General features: G+C 41.6%; 17 protein-coding genes and 1 other annotated feature. Of the genes, 15 read left to right on the top strand and 2 right to left on the bottom strand.

Annotated features, from left to right (window positions below; translation table 11 throughout):
- Positions 1 to 113 precede the first annotated feature (113 nt).
- The 10 genes from JI666_RS06870 to pheA all read left to right on the top strand — a co-directional run bounded on the left by JI666_RS06870 (position 114) and on the right by pheA (position 7,661).
- On the top strand, positions 114 to 857 hold the full coding sequence (locus tag JI666_RS06870) for a M23 family metallopeptidase (RefSeq protein WP_206890071.1): 744 nt from the start codon (positions 114 to 116) through the stop codon (positions 855 to 857).
- Entirely contained in the window at positions 857 to 1,681 is an 825-nt protein-coding gene (locus JI666_RS06865) for a M50 family metallopeptidase (RefSeq protein ID WP_206890070.1), read from the top strand. Before JI666_RS06870 ends, JI666_RS06865 begins: the two co-directional genes overlap by 1 nt.
- Before the next feature lie 32 nt (positions 1,682 to 1,713).
- Entirely contained in the window at positions 1,714 to 2,862 is a 1,149-nt protein-coding gene (locus tag JI666_RS06860) for a ribonuclease E/G (protein WP_206890069.1), read from the top strand.
- 88 nt (positions 2,863 to 2,950) lie between these two features.
- Positions 2,951 to 3,025 (top strand) — a sequence feature (ribosomal protein L21 leader region).
- 13 nt (positions 3,026 to 3,038) lie between these two features.
- Positions 3,039 to 3,347 (top strand): 50S ribosomal protein L21, encoded by a 309-nt coding sequence (gene rplU, locus JI666_RS06855; RefSeq protein WP_206890068.1) that lies wholly within the window; start codon positions 3,039 to 3,041, stop codon positions 3,345 to 3,347.
- An 11-nt stretch (positions 3,348 to 3,358) separates the two neighbouring features.
- Entirely contained in the window at positions 3,359 to 3,691 is a 333-nt protein-coding gene (locus JI666_RS06850) for a ribosomal-processing cysteine protease Prp (RefSeq protein WP_098444404.1), read from the top strand.
- A 13-nt stretch (positions 3,692 to 3,704) separates the two neighbouring features.
- Positions 3,705 to 3,995: a 50S ribosomal protein L27 gene (gene rpmA / locus JI666_RS06845; protein ID WP_048312611.1), complete on the top strand. Its 291-nt coding sequence runs from the start codon at positions 3,705 to 3,707 to the stop codon at positions 3,993 to 3,995.
- Positions 3,996 to 4,381: 386 nt separating this feature from the next.
- Positions 4,382 to 4,915, top strand: a complete 534-nt coding sequence (locus JI666_RS06840; RefSeq protein ID WP_206890066.1) for a Spo0B C-terminal domain-containing protein — start codon at positions 4,382 to 4,384, stop codon at positions 4,913 to 4,915.
- Between the two features lie 9 nt (positions 4,916 to 4,924).
- Positions 4,925 to 6,208 carry a GTPase ObgE gene (gene obgE / locus JI666_RS06835; RefSeq protein ID WP_136947687.1) on the top strand — a complete coding sequence of 428 codons (1,284 nt, stop codon included), beginning with the start codon at positions 4,925 to 4,927 and terminating at the stop codon, positions 6,206 to 6,208.
- Positions 6,209 to 6,329: 121 nt separating this feature from the next.
- Positions 6,330 to 6,779 (top strand): transcriptional regulator ThrR, encoded by a 450-nt coding sequence (thrR, locus tag JI666_RS06830; protein WP_206890064.1) that lies wholly within the window; start codon positions 6,330 to 6,332, stop codon positions 6,777 to 6,779.
- 9 nt (positions 6,780 to 6,788) lie between these two features.
- On the top strand, positions 6,789 to 7,661 hold the full coding sequence (pheA, locus tag JI666_RS06825; protein WP_206890062.1) for a prephenate dehydratase: 873 nt from the start codon (positions 6,789 to 6,791) through the stop codon (positions 7,659 to 7,661).
- A gap of 49 nt (positions 7,662 to 7,710) precedes the next feature.
- Here the strand turns inward: pheA and JI666_RS06820 are convergent, their stop codons facing one another.
- Both JI666_RS06820 and JI666_RS06815 read right to left on the bottom strand, forming a co-directional pair.
- On the bottom strand, positions 7,711 to 8,256 hold the full coding sequence (locus JI666_RS06820) for a transcription repressor NadR (protein WP_206890060.1): 546 nt from the start codon (positions 8,254 to 8,256) through the stop codon (positions 7,711 to 7,713).
- A 40-nt stretch (positions 8,257 to 8,296) separates the two neighbouring features.
- Positions 8,297 to 9,427 carry an IscS subfamily cysteine desulfurase gene (locus JI666_RS06815; protein ID WP_206890058.1) on the bottom strand — a complete coding sequence of 377 codons (1,131 nt, stop codon included), beginning with the start codon at positions 9,425 to 9,427 and terminating at the stop codon, positions 8,297 to 8,299.
- A gap of 123 nt (positions 9,428 to 9,550) precedes the next feature.
- Between JI666_RS06815 and nadB the strand changes: the two genes are divergently transcribed.
- From nadB to JI666_RS06790, 5 genes are all read left to right on the top strand, one after another.
- Positions 9,551 to 11,089, top strand: a complete 1,539-nt coding sequence (gene nadB, locus JI666_RS06810) for an L-aspartate oxidase (RefSeq protein WP_349769307.1) — start codon at positions 9,551 to 9,553, stop codon at positions 11,087 to 11,089.
- Positions 11,043 to 11,885: a carboxylating nicotinate-nucleotide diphosphorylase gene (nadC, locus tag JI666_RS06805; RefSeq protein WP_206890057.1), complete on the top strand. Its 843-nt coding sequence runs from the start codon at positions 11,043 to 11,045 to the stop codon at positions 11,883 to 11,885. Before nadB ends, nadC begins: the two co-directional genes overlap by 47 nt.
- Positions 11,882 to 12,985: a quinolinate synthase NadA gene (gene nadA / locus JI666_RS06800; RefSeq protein ID WP_206890056.1), complete on the top strand. Its 1,104-nt coding sequence runs from the start codon at positions 11,882 to 11,884 to the stop codon at positions 12,983 to 12,985. The genes nadC and nadA overlap by 4 nt, the downstream gene beginning before the upstream one ends.
- A 193-nt stretch (positions 12,986 to 13,178) precedes the next feature.
- Positions 13,179 to 14,981 carry a SafA/ExsA family spore coat assembly protein gene (safA, locus tag JI666_RS06795; protein ID WP_206890055.1) on the top strand — a complete coding sequence of 601 codons (1,803 nt, stop codon included), beginning with the start codon at positions 13,179 to 13,181 and terminating at the stop codon, positions 14,979 to 14,981.
- On the top strand, positions 14,965 to 15,873 hold the full coding sequence (locus JI666_RS06790) for a phosphotransferase (protein ID WP_206890054.1): 909 nt from the start codon (positions 14,965 to 14,967) through the stop codon (positions 15,871 to 15,873). The genes safA and JI666_RS06790 overlap by 17 nt, the downstream gene beginning before the upstream one ends.
- Positions 15,874 to 15,932: the final 59 nt, after the last annotated feature.

Below are 15,932 nucleotides of genomic sequence, written 5' to 3'. Positions count from 1 at the left end.
ATTTCACTTTCTTTATGTTCTACCTCAATGGTCACCTTACTATCTTACAAAAGACATAACTCTTCCGGACAAGTCATAAACTGAATACTACTTATAGGAAGGAAGGGTGAGCAATGGGGAACGATCTGGATGAGATTCGAAAAAGGCTCAATTCTAGGAAAAAACAGCGCCAGCCTGTACGCTCTGTTGTGCGCAATGATCGAATGAATGACAAAGTTTCATCCTCCTCGTTTCAAGATACGGAGGTTAAAATTCATCCGCTATTTAACAAGCAAAGTTTCATGATTCGTTCGATGATAGCTGCGTGTTTATTCCTTAGCGCTGGAATTCTTTTTAAAGCAGACAGTGAGAGAGTTGCACCTATCCAGGGGTACGTATCAAATCTAATGGTGCAAGATTTTCAGTTCGCAACAGTAAAGGAATGGTATGAAGGAAAGTTTGGGAATCCAGTTGCTCTCTTTCCTACTGCTCCAGAATCAACAACTGCGGGAGAAAAGCCTGTATATGCTCTGCCTGCTAGTGGAAAGGTTCTCGAGGACTTTGAGACGACAGGTAAAGGGATTATGGTAGAGACCGTATTAAGCTCAGAGGTAGAAGCCATTAATGCTGGGGTCGTAACTTATGCAGGGAATAAAGATGGGACTGGTCAAACAGTGGTCGTTCAGCATACCGATGGAAGCGAATCGTGGTATGGCATGCTGGATTCGATCGATGTATCGCTTTATGATTTTGTTCAAACGAAGGACAAACTTGGAAGTGTGACGAACTCTGAAGACGGGGAAACAGGTACCTTCTATTTTGCCATAAAGAAGAACGAAGCCTTTATTGACCCTCTTCAGGTCGTACCGATTGAATAATGTTTCGTCTCATAACAATCCATCCATTGTTCTGGATGACAATAGGACTCTCTCTACTAACTGGAAGATTCAGAGAGATGCTGCTGCTGTTCGCAGTTGTGCTTATCCATGAAGTGGGCCATGCATCAGCAGCACGTTATTTCGGGTGGCGAGTTAATGAAATCATTTTGCTACCTTTTGGTGGTGTTGCAGTTGTTGATGAACACGGGAATCGCCCTTTAAAGGAAGAGCTGGTTGTTATTCTAGCAGGACCAGCCCAACATATCTGGATGATGGGAATCGGTACACTTTTTCATTATATGGGGCTTTGGCATGAGATGTATGAACTATTTATGCTCCATAACATGATGGTTCTGCTATTTAATTTATTACCAATATGGCCGCTCGATGGTGGAAAGCTTCTTTTTCTCTTATATACCTCAATTTACCCTTTTAAAGCTGCTCATCGTACAATGATTCGTTCTTCACTGTTTTTTCTTCTACTTCTTATCATATTGACAGCTAGTGCCTTTCCCCTTCATCTAAATTTATGGATGGTTATTTTGTTTCTGTGTGTTGCACATTTTAAAGAGTGGAGACATCATCAGTATATTTATCTCAGATTTTTGCTTGAACGATATTCCAAGAAGTATCGTGGATCGAATCAAGTTCTTTCTGTTATGCCAGAGATGAAATTAAATGATATTCTAGCCACTTTTTCGAGGGGCAAACATTATCAAATCTTTATACAGAATCTGAACGTCGAAACAGATGAACACGAATTGCTTGAAGCGTACTTTAAGAAAAATCAAATCGGATGTGCAGTAGGCTCGTTATTTCGGTAGAATAGAGAAAAACGGGCAAAAGGAGAACGGTTATGCAATTAATTGTCCTTGAAAAGAAAGAGTGGCGTGCAGCCGCAATTGAAATAGATAACGAAATTACGGATATTTGGCTTGAACAAATAAATGATAATAAACCAGTGCAAGGTGATGTAATCCTTGGGAAAGTGTCTGCCGTTTTGGACGGAAAAAGCGCGGCATTCATTTCTCTTGGACGTGGAAAGCCAGGATTACTTAATGGAAATGAACTAGCGCTAGCTCAATATCGGAAGACAGCCGGAGGAGTGCAACCGGCTGTTTCTGAATGTCTTGAGGAAGGACAGGCTATACTTGTTCAGGTGAAGCATCAGGGTGTCAACCGTAAAGGACCAATTGTTACCGAGCTAGTAACGTTTACTGGAGAGACGCTTGTTTACATGCCTTATGCTGGTTATTCAGCGGTTTCAAAACAGCTTCATCTGAAACGGGAAGAGCTACTAGCCTTTGCCAAAACGCATTGTATTGAACAAGAAGGTCTTATTTTTAGGACAAGCGCAGGCTACGTGGATGAAGAGCAATTGTATACTGAGCTTCAACATCATCGAAAAAAATGGCAATGTTTTGTGGAGAAAGCGTCTACCAAACGAGCTCCATTCACAATCAAGAAAGCAAAAGGTTTAAGTGAACAAGTTAGCAAGGTCTTTCCTTTGCAGCGTGTCACAGGTATTGTTTCCAATTCCGCTTCTTCGATTGAAGAATTCCTGCCTTTTCTAAAAAATAATGTGGAAGTATCCGCTTTTCCACACCATCAAAAGAAAGTAAGCAAACTTGAAGAGACAATAGCAAGTATGGAGAAAACCATTAAAATCGGGAAAGGGAAACTTCATATTGAAGAAACAAATGCTATAACGGCTATTGATGTGGATACGGGCGGATCAAAATACGGAACGAAGAGTCAAACGCATTATGAAGTGAACGTCTTAGCTATTGAAGAAATCACAAGGCAGTTAAGACTCCGTAACATTAGTGGCTTGATTGTTGTAGACTTCCTTCGAGTGGATGAACAAGATCAACGGAAGCTAGTTACTTTACTTAAGAGCAAGGAAAAAGAAGATCCTCGTTTAAAAGTAGGGGGCTTTACAAAGCTCGGTCTTTTTGAAATGCAAAGGAAGAAGGCTGGACTACCGCTAAGTTCTATTGTATAGAAACAGAAAAAAGAAGTAGTATATATTACATTGACACGATAATTTTAGCTGTGGTATGATTTAGTGGTTAGTTCGTTTGGAAGCACCCAAAGAGCTACAACCGCTCAAGAACAGGTTTTTAAGCTAGTTTCTAGCACCTGCAATGGCGAGTCTTAGTATTAGAGGAGGTGCACGTAATGTACGCAATTATTGAAACTGGTGGTAAACAAATCAAGGTTACTGAAGGTCAAGAAATCTACATCGAGCTTCTTAACACTGAAGCTGGTGAAACGGTTACTTTTGACCGTGTGCTAATGGTAGGTGGAGATGACATTAAAGTTGGTTCTCCAATGCTAGAAGGCGCTACTGTAACTGGTAAAGTTGACAAGCACGGTAAAGGTAAGAAAATTACGGTTTATAAATATAAGCCTAAGAAAAACTACCGTCGTAAGCAAGGACACCGTCAACCTTACACTAAAGTAGTTATCGACAAAATTAACGCTTAAGGATATCAACGATGATACGTTTCAACTTGAAGCGCGATTCTGACAATCGCATTATTTCATTTTCTCTATCTGGACACGCTGAGTCTGGCCCGTACGGCTATGACTTAGTATGCGCAGGTGTTTCTGCCGTGTCGATTGGGACAGTGAACGCGATTGAATCCCTTTGCGATGTACATCTCATAGTTGACATGGAGGATGAAGGTGGCTATCTCAGCTGTACCGTTCCAGCTCGTCTGGATCAGCGTACGGATGAGAATATCCAGCTTCTCCTTCAAGGAATGGAAGTTTCCATTTCAGCAATTGCCGAAGAATACGGCAAGCATATCCAAATTACTCACACATAGGAGGTGGGACAATATGTTGAAAATGAATCTACAGTTTTTCGCATCGAAAAAGGGTGTAGGTAGTACAAAAAACGGCCGTGATTCAATCTCCAAGCGTCTTGGCGCGAAGAGCGCAGACGGCGAGTTCGTATCCGGCGGTTCAATTCTTTTCCGTCAACGCGGAACTAAGATCTACCCTGGAGCAAACGTTGGCCGCGGTGGAGACGACACTCTATATGCGAAAATCGATGGCGTCGTTAAATTCGAGCGTCTTGGACGTGACCGTAAACAAGTAAGTGTATATCCAGTTGCCAAAGAAGCATAAGCAGCTTAAGAAAAACTCTAACCGAACGGTTAGAGTTTTTTGATATAATGGTTTTTATTGAATGGCTATGTTAGCTCTTATTGTTGATTTCTCGATTTTTGGCTCATTCGAGTGAAATCTTAGTTTCACTCGCCTTTCAGCTCTGCTGAAAGGTCGTCCTTTGGTGACCAATCGTCTGAGCAAATGAATTTGCTCGAAGCGATTGGTCACCGCAGGGCGTAAATGGGCCAAAAATCAACACTGCTCACTAACATAGCCTATTGAATAAACAAATGACGATGCACAAATAATTCGCATAAGATTGTTTTCTTTTAGGGGAAGTAACATACAGACTTTATATATATTGTTATAATGAAGGAAATGGTTAAAGCATTGGGAGTGCAATTATGTCTAAAAAGTGGAATACCTTTGACGTTCTGCGCCATTCTCGTCATGATTGGTTAAATCGTTTGCAGTTGATCAAAGGCAACCTTGCACTGGATCACGTGGACAGGGCAAAGGAAATTATTGAAGAAATTATTATCCAGTCGAGACAGGAAGCAAAATTATCGAATTTAAATGCTCCGAAACTTGCAGAATATATATTAACGTTTAACTGGTGTAGCCATTTATTTCAGTTGGATTTTGAAGTGATCGGGGACGAGTATGATATTTCCGCTTATGAAGCTGATTTAGTTGAGTTGTTAACTCAATGCATAGAAGTGCTTGATTCAATGGTAGAAATACCAACAGATCATCACTTACTATTGACGCTTCAGTTGTACCATGAAGAAATTCATCTTGTTTTTGATTTTCAAGGTGAAGTTTCCGATCAAAACAAGCTCAAGCTGGCGTTCGAAAATCCTGATGTGAAAAGCGCTAAATTGATTGAATTAGAGCAAAATAATCAGGAGCTAGTTAGCACGTTTTTGATTAAATGAGGTGAAAGAATGTTTGTAGATCAGGTCAAAGTATTTGTAAAAGCAGGCGATGGCGGTAATGGTATGGTTGCATTCCGTCGTGAGAAGTATGTACCGGATGGTGGCCCAGCGGGTGGAGACGGAGGAAAAGGCGCAAGCGTCATTTTCGAAGTAGAAGAAGGTCTTCGTACGCTTATGGACTTCCGTTACAATCGTCATTTTAAAGCCAAAACGGGTGAGCATGGTCGCTCGAAGAATCAGCATGGTCGTAATGCAGAGGATATGGTTGTTAAGGTTCCACCTGGTACAATTGTTTCCAATGCAGAAAGTGGAGAAGTGATTGCTGACTTAACTGAGCATGGTCAGAGAGCTACTGTAGCACGCGGTGGCCGCGGTGGTCGAGGAAACTCTCGTTTTGCATCACCATCAAACCCCGCTCCGGAGCTTTCTGAGAATGGAGAGCCAGGAGAAGAGAAAGATGTTACGCTAGAACTTAAAGTTCTTGCTGACGTTGGCTTAGTTGGATTTCCTAGTGTAGGTAAATCAACGCTTCTTTCTGTTGTATCTGCAGCTAAACCCAAGATCGCAGCGTATCACTTTACAACGATTGCACCGAATTTAGGTGTGGTTGATACGAAAGATAATCGTAGCTTCGTGATGGCAGATCTTCCAGGACTAATTGAAGGCGCACACGAGGGTGTGGGGCTTGGACATCAGTTCCTTCGCCATATCGAGCGTACACGTGTTATCGTACACGTTATTGATATGTCTGGAATGGAAGGGCGCGACCCTTACGAGGACTATTTAAAAATTAATGATGAGTTAAAGCAGTATAAAATGCGTCTGATGGAGCGTCCACAGATTATTGTTGCCAATAAAATGGACCTTCCAGATTCTGAGGAGAACCTTGAAATCTTTAGAGAAAAACTCGAAGATGATTTCCCGATCTATCCGATTTCTGCTGTAACACGACAGGGTGTTCAGGAAGTTTTGTTTGAGATTGCAGACAAGCTTGAAACAACGCCTGAATTCCCTCTTGATGAAGATAAAGAAGAAGAAACACGTGTGATGTATCGTCATGAAAAAGGTGCACCAGAATTCTTTGTGACGCGTGACAGTGATGGAACATTTGTTGTCAATGGACCTCGAATTGAAAAGCTATTCAAGATGACAGACTTTAACCGAGAAGACAACGTCAAAAGATTCGCGCAACAAATGCGTAGCTTAGGAATTGATGATGCGCTAAGAGAGCGTGGAGCTGAAGATGGAGATGCGGTTCGAATTCTGGAGTTCGAATTTGAGTTCGTAGACTGATGAACGGAGAAGACTGTCCTTAAGAGAGGGCGGTCTTTTTTGTCATTACATAGAAGTGAAGGACGAAATCCATCTGAAATTAAATGGCCAGTAGCTGGCCACGATAGAGGTGAGGGGAAGAATGAGCAAAGAAGACAAGAATTTCTATCTCGTTCGTGAAGATGTATTATCTGACTCAATGTTGAAAACGCTTGAAGCTAAGCTACTGCTTGAGAGTGGAACGGTTGAGTCAGTCCGAGAAGCGATTGATCAAGTTGGAGTCAGTCGAAGTGCATTTTACAAATACCGTGATACAATCCTGCCGTTCCATACTATGATTATTGAACAGATTGTAACGCTTTCTGTTCATCTGGAAGATCGTTCTGGAGCCCTTTCGAGGGTGCTTAGCACGGTGGCTTCGCTCGGTTGCAACTTACTAACAATCAACCAGACGATTCCCCTCCAGGGCTATGCGACGGTTATTTTAACAATGGAAATTGGCGAATCAAATCTTAAACTAAGCAGTTTACTTGAGAGAATAAAAGAAATTGAAGCAGTGAACAATGCTGAAATCATCGGATCGGGAGCATAGGGGGAAAAGATGGATACTCAAAAAAAGATAGGATTTCTAGGACCTGAAGGAACATTCACAGAAATTGCGACAAAAACGCTTTTTCAAGAGCAGGAGCGAATTCCTTTTCCAACAATTCGCGCTTGCCTGGAAGCTGTAGAAAATGGGGAAGTTGATTATGGTGTAGTTCCACTAGAGAATACCATTGAAGGATCAGTCAACATGACGCTTGATCTTCTTTCTCAACAAGTATCGCTTCCCATCGTTGGAGAGCTTGTTTTGCCAATTCGACAGCACCTTTTAATCCATCCCGAGCAGAGTGACTGGAGACGAGTGAAACGTGTGCTGTCACATCCTCATGCCATTGCACAATGCCATGTATTTCTTCAGAAAGAACTACCAGAAGCAGAACTTAGCAATGCAGCATCGACAAGTGCAGCTGCTGAATATGTTCAAAGTGATAGGAATATAGAGCAAGCTGCGATAGGGAATGAGCTTGCAGCTGAGAAATACGGATTAGCGATTGCAAAGTCCAACATTCATGATACGGAAGATAACGATACGCGATTTCTCGTTCTACATAGAACACCAAAAGCTCTTCCGCGTACACCGCTATTTAGAGAAGACCGAGTTACGTATAAAATCATACTTCCATCAGACTATCCAGGAGCCCTTCATCAAGTATTAGCGGCATTTGCTTGGCGAAACCTTAACTTAACGAAGATTGAGTCAAGGCCGATGAAGACTGGTCTTGGTAATTATTTCTTTATTATTGACGTTGAGCGACCGAACCGTGATGTTCTTCTCAAAGGCGTAATGGAGGAAATACAAGCGCTTGGAATTGGGATATCTGTGCTCGGGGAGTATCCGTGCTTCGTTGTTAATGGACAAGATTCGCACTAAATAAAATAGAAATAAGTAAGAACGGCGGATCATCCGCCGTTCTTTTTTTCTAGTCTTGTTCTAAAAGAAATCCTTGTTCCTTTAATGCGCGACAAACGGCTTTAAGCTGTGATTGAGAGCTCGCTTCAATGGTATGAAGATGGACACCTGATGTGAGCTCGGAGAGGAGTGATGCATTTGTTACAGAAAGCTTCGCGAGAAATTGATCAGCTTCAAGGCGATTACTTACAAAAAGGGAAGCAGTAAGGTCACCGTAAAGGGGATGCTCGACTGTAACATCTTTAACAGCTCCTCCATTATCTACAATTGTATATAGTTCATTTTTAGTGTCATCTGGTGAGTGCTGACAGGCAACAACCTGTTCGATTCGTGATTCTTTTCTCTCTGCATCAAATATGATATACCCCTGTGAGGTAGCAATAATTGGTTCATTTCTTGCTTTTAATAATGAAATATCCTGGACGATAACCTGTCGACTTACGTTTGTACGTTTGGATAAATCACTTCCGGTTAATGGTTTATCGCTCTCTTTTAACCATTGTAATATGAGTAGCCTTCTGTTTTCTCCAAGTATTTTTGTGCCTTCTTGTCCCATTCTATAGAACCCCTTTCCTTAGCAGCAATGTGTATTCCTATTATATCTTTGTTGCTGAACAGCGTGTAAGGATTTCTTGAAAAACGTCAACAGTTTTTTTAAGATCTTCCTCTGTCGTATCTCTTCCAAAACTGATTCTGATTAGCTCACGTGCTTCATCCTCAGTACGACCCATAGAGAGAAGCGTTTTCGATGGGTTTTGTTGCCCAACTGAGCAAGCAGAGCCGGTAGATACCGCGATACCCTTTCGATTGAATTCGAGCATAGCATATTGTCCTTCGAGTCCTTTGATACGAAGACCAACAATGTGAGCCAATCCGGGCTGCTTCTGACCTTCGATTACAATATTCGGATGAACGATTCTATTGAGGAGGTAGGATCGTAAGTTTTGTAGTCTTTTTTGTTCGTACGCCATTCGTCCGAATGTTTCCTCTACCGCAGCTGTGAAAGAGCATATTCCCGGAACATTAACAGTTCCTGGCCTAAACCCTTTCTCATGAACAGTTCCAGGAATCAAGGGATTCCAAGGAACGGAGGGAGTGATGTAACAAGCACCGACTCCTTTTGGACCATGAAGCTTGTGAGAGGAGATTGATAAGGCGGATATGCACATTTTTTGCACATCTAAAGGCATTTTTCCATAAGTTTGAACGGCATCAGTATGAAAAAGGATGTTGCGAATAGATAGTTCTCTACCAATCTCTTCAATAGGCTGAGTTGCTCCGGTTTCACTGTTTCCGCTCGCAATAGAAACGAGAATGGTGTCCTCGCAAATGACTTCTAGCAACCGCTCAAGCTCAATTTTGCCTTCATGATTATAGGTGAGGTAGCTTACTCGATACCCTTCTTGTTCTAGTTTTGCAAAAGTGTGGAGAACAGATGAGTGTTCACCATGTGCAGTAATGAGATGTCCTTTTGGATAACGTTTGATGAGGCTAGTTAGTGCCAGTATATTTGCCTCCGTACCACCAGAAGTGAAGTACACACCTGAAGGATCTCCATTTAAATGTGCAGCAATAGTGGTACGTGCTAACTCAAGTAACTGAGAGGCGTCGGTACCGACATCATGTGAACTCTGTGTGTTGCCAAAGTATTCTTTAGCTGCTTTTGTATACGTCATGATTGCGAGATCTGACATAGGGGTAGAAGCCGCATAGTCTAAATAAATCATTTTGATTTCCTCATTTATTTTCAGTCTTGTTATTTATTTAAATATATGTAAATATAGGTGTCAAGACACATGTTAAGTTAATGGTTGTTTATTTCGATATTGTGAAGTGAGAGAAGGTGTTTCGTGGATACTGAAGTACTTGTGATTGGAAGTGGTTTGGCAGGTCTGATGGCTGCAGATCTTCTTTCGACGGAAAAGAATGTGACTATTATCACAAAATCTGAACTTGGTAGAAGCAATTCGCGCTTAGCTCAAGGAGGAATCGCAGCTGTTACAACAGAGGATGATAGCTGGACAAACCACTTCTTTGATACCATTCGCGCAGGGGTTTTTCACAATAATGAGGAACTAACTGAACTGCTCGTTCGACAGGGACCGAAACAAATTCAACAGCTAGTCCGTATGGGCGTCCAATTTGATAAAAATGCTAATGGTCAATATGAAAGAGGTATGGAAGGAGCTCATAGTGTATCGCGCATTCTTCATTCAGGTGGCGACGCTACTGGTATGGAATTAGTTAACACCTTAATATGTCGTGTGAAAGAGCGTTGCACGATTCTAGAGAATCATCTAGCTATTGATTTACTCAAAATGGATGAGGAATGTTATGGCGCCCATGTCATGAATGAGACAGGGGAAATGATTACGATTACAGCAGCTTATACGATCTTAGCTACTGGTGGAGCGGGGCAGCTCTATTCTGTTACGTCTAATGATACTTCAGTTACCGGTGATGGTATTGCGATCGCTTACCGTGCTGGGGCTGTTTTATCTGATCTTGAATTTATGCAGTTTCATCCAACAATGTTTGCAAGCAATGGATCACATCCTTTTCTTATTTCTGAGGCAGTAAGGGGAGAAGGTGCTATTCTTCTAACAGGTGATGGAAAACGACTAATGGAAGGAATTCACGATCAGCTAGAACTTGCTCCTCGTGACGTTGTGGCGAGAACAATTGCTCAGGAAGAATCTGAAGTTTATCTCGACATCTCAATGATTAAAAGATTCATTGAGCGATTTCCAACAATTTCTAAGCTAGCTGAACAGAGCGGAGTGCTACTACATAATGGGAAGATTCCAGTAAAAGCAGGTGCGCATTTTCTAATGGGTGGCGTCGCGACAGACCGCTATGGTAGAACATCACTTCCTGGATTGTTTGCTCTTGGAGAAGTGGCAAATACAGGTGTACATGGTGCAAACAGACTGGCCAGTAACTCGCTTTTAGAAGGAGTTGTGTTTGCAAATGAATCTGCAAATTGGATTCTGCAATCTAATCGAAAGTTTAGAATGTCCTTCAAAATAGACATGAGGATAAATGTGTCTAAGAACATGCTGTCAATCAATCATTTACGAGAAGTAATGGATCGTCAAGTCGGCATTTGTCGATCGAGCGAGGGGCTTACCAAAGCTATTCGGCAGCTTGATTGGCGTGGGAGGTTCGTGGAAGCGTGTACGAAAGAAGAAATTGTGCACTATAACATGTTACAAACGAGCTGGCTTATGGCGACTTCTGCATTGATGCGTACAGAAAGTAGAGGGGGTCATTTTCGAGAAGATTACCCTTATCAAAAACAAAGTTTTAAGCAAAAACGGTTAATCAGGAGGATTTCACAGGATGATTGGGTTGAAGCTCAAGAACGATCTGGAGCAATTTTTCATTGAGGATATTGGCAGTGCTGATTTGTCTAGTGAGTTATTATTTGATGCAAATGAATATGGAGAAGCTGTTTTTATTGTGAAGGAAGATGGCGTTTTCTGTGGTAAGGAAGTCATTGAAATAGGTTTCAATCTAATCGACAAAGATCTCCTTGTAGACGTCTATATTAAGGATGGAGATTACGTTCATCAAGGAGATGTCATTTCTACAGTAAAAGGGCGCGTACGAGCTATTTTAACTGGGGAACGAGTCATTTTAAATATGATACAGCGAATGAGTGGCATTTCAACAATGACTGCACATGCTGTTGAAATCCTGAACAGCTCTCATACTAGAATTTGTGATACGAGGAAAACGACGCCTGGTCTTCGTATGTATGAGAAGTATGCTGTGCGGTGCGGTGGAGGATATAATCACCGAATCACTCTTGATGGTGGGGTCATGTTAAAAGACAATCATATTGCTCAATTCGGGAGTATTGAACGAGCGGTTGGACACGTCAGAAAGCGTATAGGACATATGACAAAAGTAGAAGTGGAAACAAGTTCAGAAACTGAAGTCAGGGATGCGGTAAGAGCTTCCGCAGATATTATTATGTTTGATAATTGCACACCCTCTGAAGCAGCTAGCTATTGTAAATTAGTACCTGATCGCATCATAACCGAAGCATCTGGTGGCATTACACTTCAAAATCTAGCTTCTTTTGCTGAATCAGGAGTAGATTACATTTCGCTTGGTTGTTTAACCCATTCTGTTAAAAGTCTCGATATAAGTGTAAGGATGAAGGGAGTAGAAGAATGAATATTTTAGATGCACTCACTGTGCCAAATGGTATACCCGCTCACTATAAAAATTTAAAAGAAGAGGAAATAGTTAAACGAATTACTGTAATTAAAAACGAAATGGGAGACAGGTTGTATCTTCCTGCACACCACTATCAAAAAGATGAAGTTGTTCAATTTGCTGATGATACGGGCGATTCTCTTCAGCTCGCACAGTTAGCAGCGCTAAATAAACAAGCAGAAGCGATTGTGTTTTGTGGTGTACACTTCATGGCAGAAACAGCGGATATTCTGACGGAAGATGATCAGATTGTTATCTTACCAGATATGCGAGCTGGCTGTTCCATGGCGGATATGGCTACTATTCACCAAACAGAGCGTGCTTGGAATGAACTCATTACCCTATTTGGCGATACCATCCTTCCACTTACCTACGTAAATTCTACAGCAGCTATTAAGGCATTTGTGGGCAAGTACGGAGGGGCGACGGTCACCTCCTCGAATGCAATGGCGATGGTAGAATGGGCATTTACAAATAAACAGCGCGTTCTCTTTTTACCCGATCAACACTTGGGACGAAATACAGCTTACGAATTAGGCGTTCCCCTTGAAGCGATGGCGATTTGGGACCCTATCACTGATACCCTTGAATACGAAGGAAGTTATGATGACGTCAAAGTGATTCTATGGAAGGGACATTGCTCTGTACACGAAAAATTCACTTTGCAAAATATTGCGGATGTACGAGATAAGTATAATGATGTTAACATCATTGTTCATCCTGAATGTAGTTTTGAAGTGGTAGAAGCCTCTGATTATTCAGGATCAACGAAAATGATTATTGAAACGATTGAACAAGCCAAGAGTGGATCGAAATGGGCAATAGGAACGGAAATGAATTTAGTGAATCGTATTATTCAGCAGCATTCTGATAAAACGATCGTGTCGTTAAATCCTAATATGTGCCCATGTCTTACAATGAATCGAATTGATCTTCCTCATTTATTATGGGCGCTTGAAGAGGTTTATCATGGAAAACAAACAAATCGTATAAAGGTGGATCCTGAAACATCTTTATTTGCATCCAGAGCATTGGAGAGAATGCTACATAGGTTCTAACGAATGAAGAATCAGACAACTTGTCTGATTCTTTTTTCTTTTTTTATAACAAGGAAGGCATACATAGGTCGTGAATTCCCCGCATATTAATGTGATGATATTTGCCTTTAAAAAAGGTAGCAATCTGCCCAGTCACGCATACACTGTACTGAATTTCATTGTACTGATATTGTACAGGAGGGAGTTTTTTAGCTTGAAAATACATGTCGTTCAAAAAGGCGATACTTTATGGAAAATCGCTAAAAAATATGGTGTGGATTTTGAACAATTGAAAGCTGTTAATACGCAGCTCAAAAACCCAGATATGATTATGCCAGGAATGAAAGTGAAAATTCCTTCAGGCGGAGTGCCTGTTAAAAAGAAAGAAATGCAGATGAAAGAAATGAAGAAGGAAATGCCAAAGAAAAAAGAAGCGCCAATGATGAAGCCGAAAGAAAAGCCATCAATTAATATGCCTATTAATAATGAATTAAATATGGGTTTAAACATGAACATGAACATGATGCCTACAGAAGAAAAACCTAAAAAGGTTAAACCCAAATCAACAAAGCCTGTAGAAAAGAAAGCTGAAGCGAAAAAGCCTGCACAAAAGAAACCTGTAGAAAAAGCAAAAGGCAAAGCAGAGAACTTATTTTATCCAATGAAAGATGAGGATGTACTAAGCGAATTTGAATCCTCTTCAATGGAAATGCCTCCTCCACCTGCTATGCCGATGAATGAAGGTAAAGGAGCTGTCGGTGGCGTTCAGGGGTATGCCAATAAAGGGAACAACCATGGCTACCCTGGTTATCCGAATTCAGTTGGAGGCGCTCATATGGGTAACCCAAATAATCAGAACGTAGCAGGTGCTTACGGGGATTTTGGAAACAAAGGTCAATACCCTGGCTACCCAGGATCCGTAGCGGGTGCACAAGATTATGGTAATGGTTATCCGAATCAAAATGTAGCGGGCGCCTATCAGGGCTATGGGAACAAGGGCAATAATGGTTATCCAGGATCTGTAGCGGGAGCAGAGATGAACAATTACGGTCAAAAAGGGGAAGAAAGCTCAGATGTAGCGGGAGCAAGTTCTGGAAATCAGGGTTATGGTGGAATGCCAGGTTATCCAGGATCTGTAGCAGGTGCACAAGATTATGGAATGGGTTATCCGAATCAGAATGTAGCCGGAGCTCATCAAGGGTATGCGAACAAAGGAAATAATGGGTATCCAGGATCTGTAGCGGGAGCAAGTTACGGTAATCAAGGGTACGGCGGAATGCCAGGCTATCCAGGAAATGTAGCTGGTGCCCAGGATTATGGTAATGGTTATCCGAATCAGAATGTAGCAGGCGCCTATCAGGGCTATGGAAACAAGGGGAATAATGGTTACCCTGGCTCTGTAGCAGGAGCAGAGATGAATCAGTATGGTCAAAAAGGGGAAGAAAGCTCCGATGTAGCAGGAGCAAGTTATGGTAATCAAGGGTACGGCGGAATGCCAGGCTATCCAGGAAATGTAGCTGGTGCCCAGGATTATGGCAATGGTTATCCAAACCAAAACGTAGCAGGAGCTTACGAAGGCTATGGAAATAAAGGCAATTACGGCTATCCAGGAAATGTAGCAGGAGCTTCAGGTGGGTATCCTCAGCAGATGAATATGGGTTATCCAGGACATGTAGCAGGTGCATCTATGAATGGTCATGGTAATCCAGGCTATCCAGGAAATGTAGCAGGAATGCAATCACCTTATGCTCATAAAGGGAATGAAGAATACCCTGAAGCTATAATGGGTGCATACGGGGGGAATCCGAATCAAAATGTTGGGGGTATGATGGCGCCATACCCTAACCAACCTATGCTTTCACCGTATCACCAGCAGGACTGCGGCTGTGGTGGAAACCAGGTATCCCCTTATCACCAAATGTCTCAATACGCTAACCCAGGATATGTACAGGGAGCAAATAAAGGCCCTATGATGGATTACATGGGTATGGAAAGCAGCTATGCAGAATCACGTTAGAAAAGAACTGGACGGTATCCTGAACGGGATCCGTCCTTTTTTCCATCAAATAAATTTTATCAAACCTTTAGTATGGGAAGGGACATACTCCAATGGGTGTAAAGTCATTATAAAAGGCGCGCTTAAACGCGATGTTCTCAGCAAACAGATCTATCTATCAACTTGTTGTCCAGCTTCATTCGTATCATTTATATCGTTTGTGGACGGAGAATGGGTTAAGGAAAGTAATGGTGTTTACTGGGCTTGTATGGAATTTATCCCTGGAAGAAGTCTGCTTTATTCAGTGAAAGAAGAACGTCAGCTGGCAATTGAAAAAGTGGCTCAATTCCATCAAGAAGCAACTGGTCATAAATTCCAAAACATACCTAGAATTTCACTTAAGCAAAAATGGACGACCCGTTTTTTTCGTTTTACTCGTTCTGTGCAACCAGAGTTATTTTCTGCAGAACAAAATTCACTTATTCAGCGGTATATCAAAATTGGTCAATACGTTCTTTCGGAAATGAGCATTGATGACCTTGAAATCGATGCTTTTAACAATGGATACATTGTTCATGGTGATCCTGCACATCATAATTTTATCTTCAATCGCCATAACCTGTTATTAATCGATGGTGATTTAGCTGTTTATGCACCTAAGGAATACGATTACTTACAACTCATTAACAGGATGCTTCCTTACTGTGACTGGTCGCTTGATGAATTGACGAACTATACAATTCCAGCATTAAATAATTGCCTGACGAATCCTTCTTTACGTAGGTTAATTGCCTACCCTGCTGATTTTTATCGTGAATGGTTGATGGAACCTAATGGAAGAAAACAACTGTTAATTAAAACGGCGCAACAGGATGATGTTAGGTCGGCCTTAATGAGCTTAGTTCTTAAATAGGTACCAGCGTTACCTAGATATAACAGATTAAAACAGACGACCTCCTGACATTCTAATGA

The organism is Bacillus sp. NTK071 (genome assembly GCF_017303315.1).
In the GTDB taxonomy this organism is placed as follows: domain Bacteria; phylum Bacillota; class Bacilli; order Bacillales; family Guptibacillaceae; genus Guptibacillus.
Note: the sequence above shows the minus strand (reverse complement) of the source record. Positions and strands in the feature narration are given on the sequence as shown.

Excerpts from the sequence above, each read along its gene's own strand:
- JI666_RS06840 (WP_206890066.1), top strand. The coding sequence starts at position 4,382 with ATGTCTAAAAAGTGGAATACCTTTGACGTTCTGCGCCATTCTCGTCAT.
- JI666_RS06790 (WP_206890054.1), top strand. The coding sequence starts at position 14,965 with ATGCAGAATCACGTTAGAAAAGAACTGGACGGTATCCTGAACGGGATC.
- JI666_RS06850 (WP_098444404.1), top strand. The coding sequence starts at position 3,359 with ATGATACGTTTCAACTTGAAGCGCGATTCTGACAATCGCATTATTTCA.
- JI666_RS06815 (WP_206890058.1), bottom strand. The coding sequence starts at position 9,427 with ATGATTTATTTAGACTATGCGGCTTCTACCCCTATGTCAGATCTCGCA.
- nadC (WP_206890057.1), top strand. The coding sequence starts at position 11,043 with ATGATTGGGTTGAAGCTCAAGAACGATCTGGAGCAATTTTTCATTGAG.
- thrR (WP_206890064.1), top strand. The coding sequence starts at position 6,330 with ATGAGCAAAGAAGACAAGAATTTCTATCTCGTTCGTGAAGATGTATTA.
- JI666_RS06870 (WP_206890071.1), top strand. The coding sequence starts at position 114 with ATGGGGAACGATCTGGATGAGATTCGAAAAAGGCTCAATTCTAGGAAA.
- nadA (WP_206890056.1), top strand. The coding sequence starts at position 11,882 with ATGAATATTTTAGATGCACTCACTGTGCCAAATGGTATACCCGCTCAC.
- JI666_RS06820 (WP_206890060.1), bottom strand. The coding sequence starts at position 8,256 with ATGGGACAAGAAGGCACAAAAATACTTGGAGAAAACAGAAGGCTACTC.
- rpmA (WP_048312611.1), top strand. The coding sequence starts at position 3,705 with ATGTTGAAAATGAATCTACAGTTTTTCGCATCGAAAAAGGGTGTAGGT.
- JI666_RS06860 (WP_206890069.1), top strand. The coding sequence starts at position 1,714 with ATGCAATTAATTGTCCTTGAAAAGAAAGAGTGGCGTGCAGCCGCAATT.
- rplU (WP_206890068.1), top strand. The coding sequence starts at position 3,039 with ATGTACGCAATTATTGAAACTGGTGGTAAACAAATCAAGGTTACTGAA.
- JI666_RS06865 (WP_206890070.1), top strand. The coding sequence starts at position 857 with ATGTTTCGTCTCATAACAATCCATCCATTGTTCTGGATGACAATAGGA.
- obgE (WP_136947687.1), top strand. The coding sequence starts at position 4,925 with ATGTTTGTAGATCAGGTCAAAGTATTTGTAAAAGCAGGCGATGGCGGT.
- pheA (WP_206890062.1), top strand. The coding sequence starts at position 6,789 with ATGGATACTCAAAAAAAGATAGGATTTCTAGGACCTGAAGGAACATTC.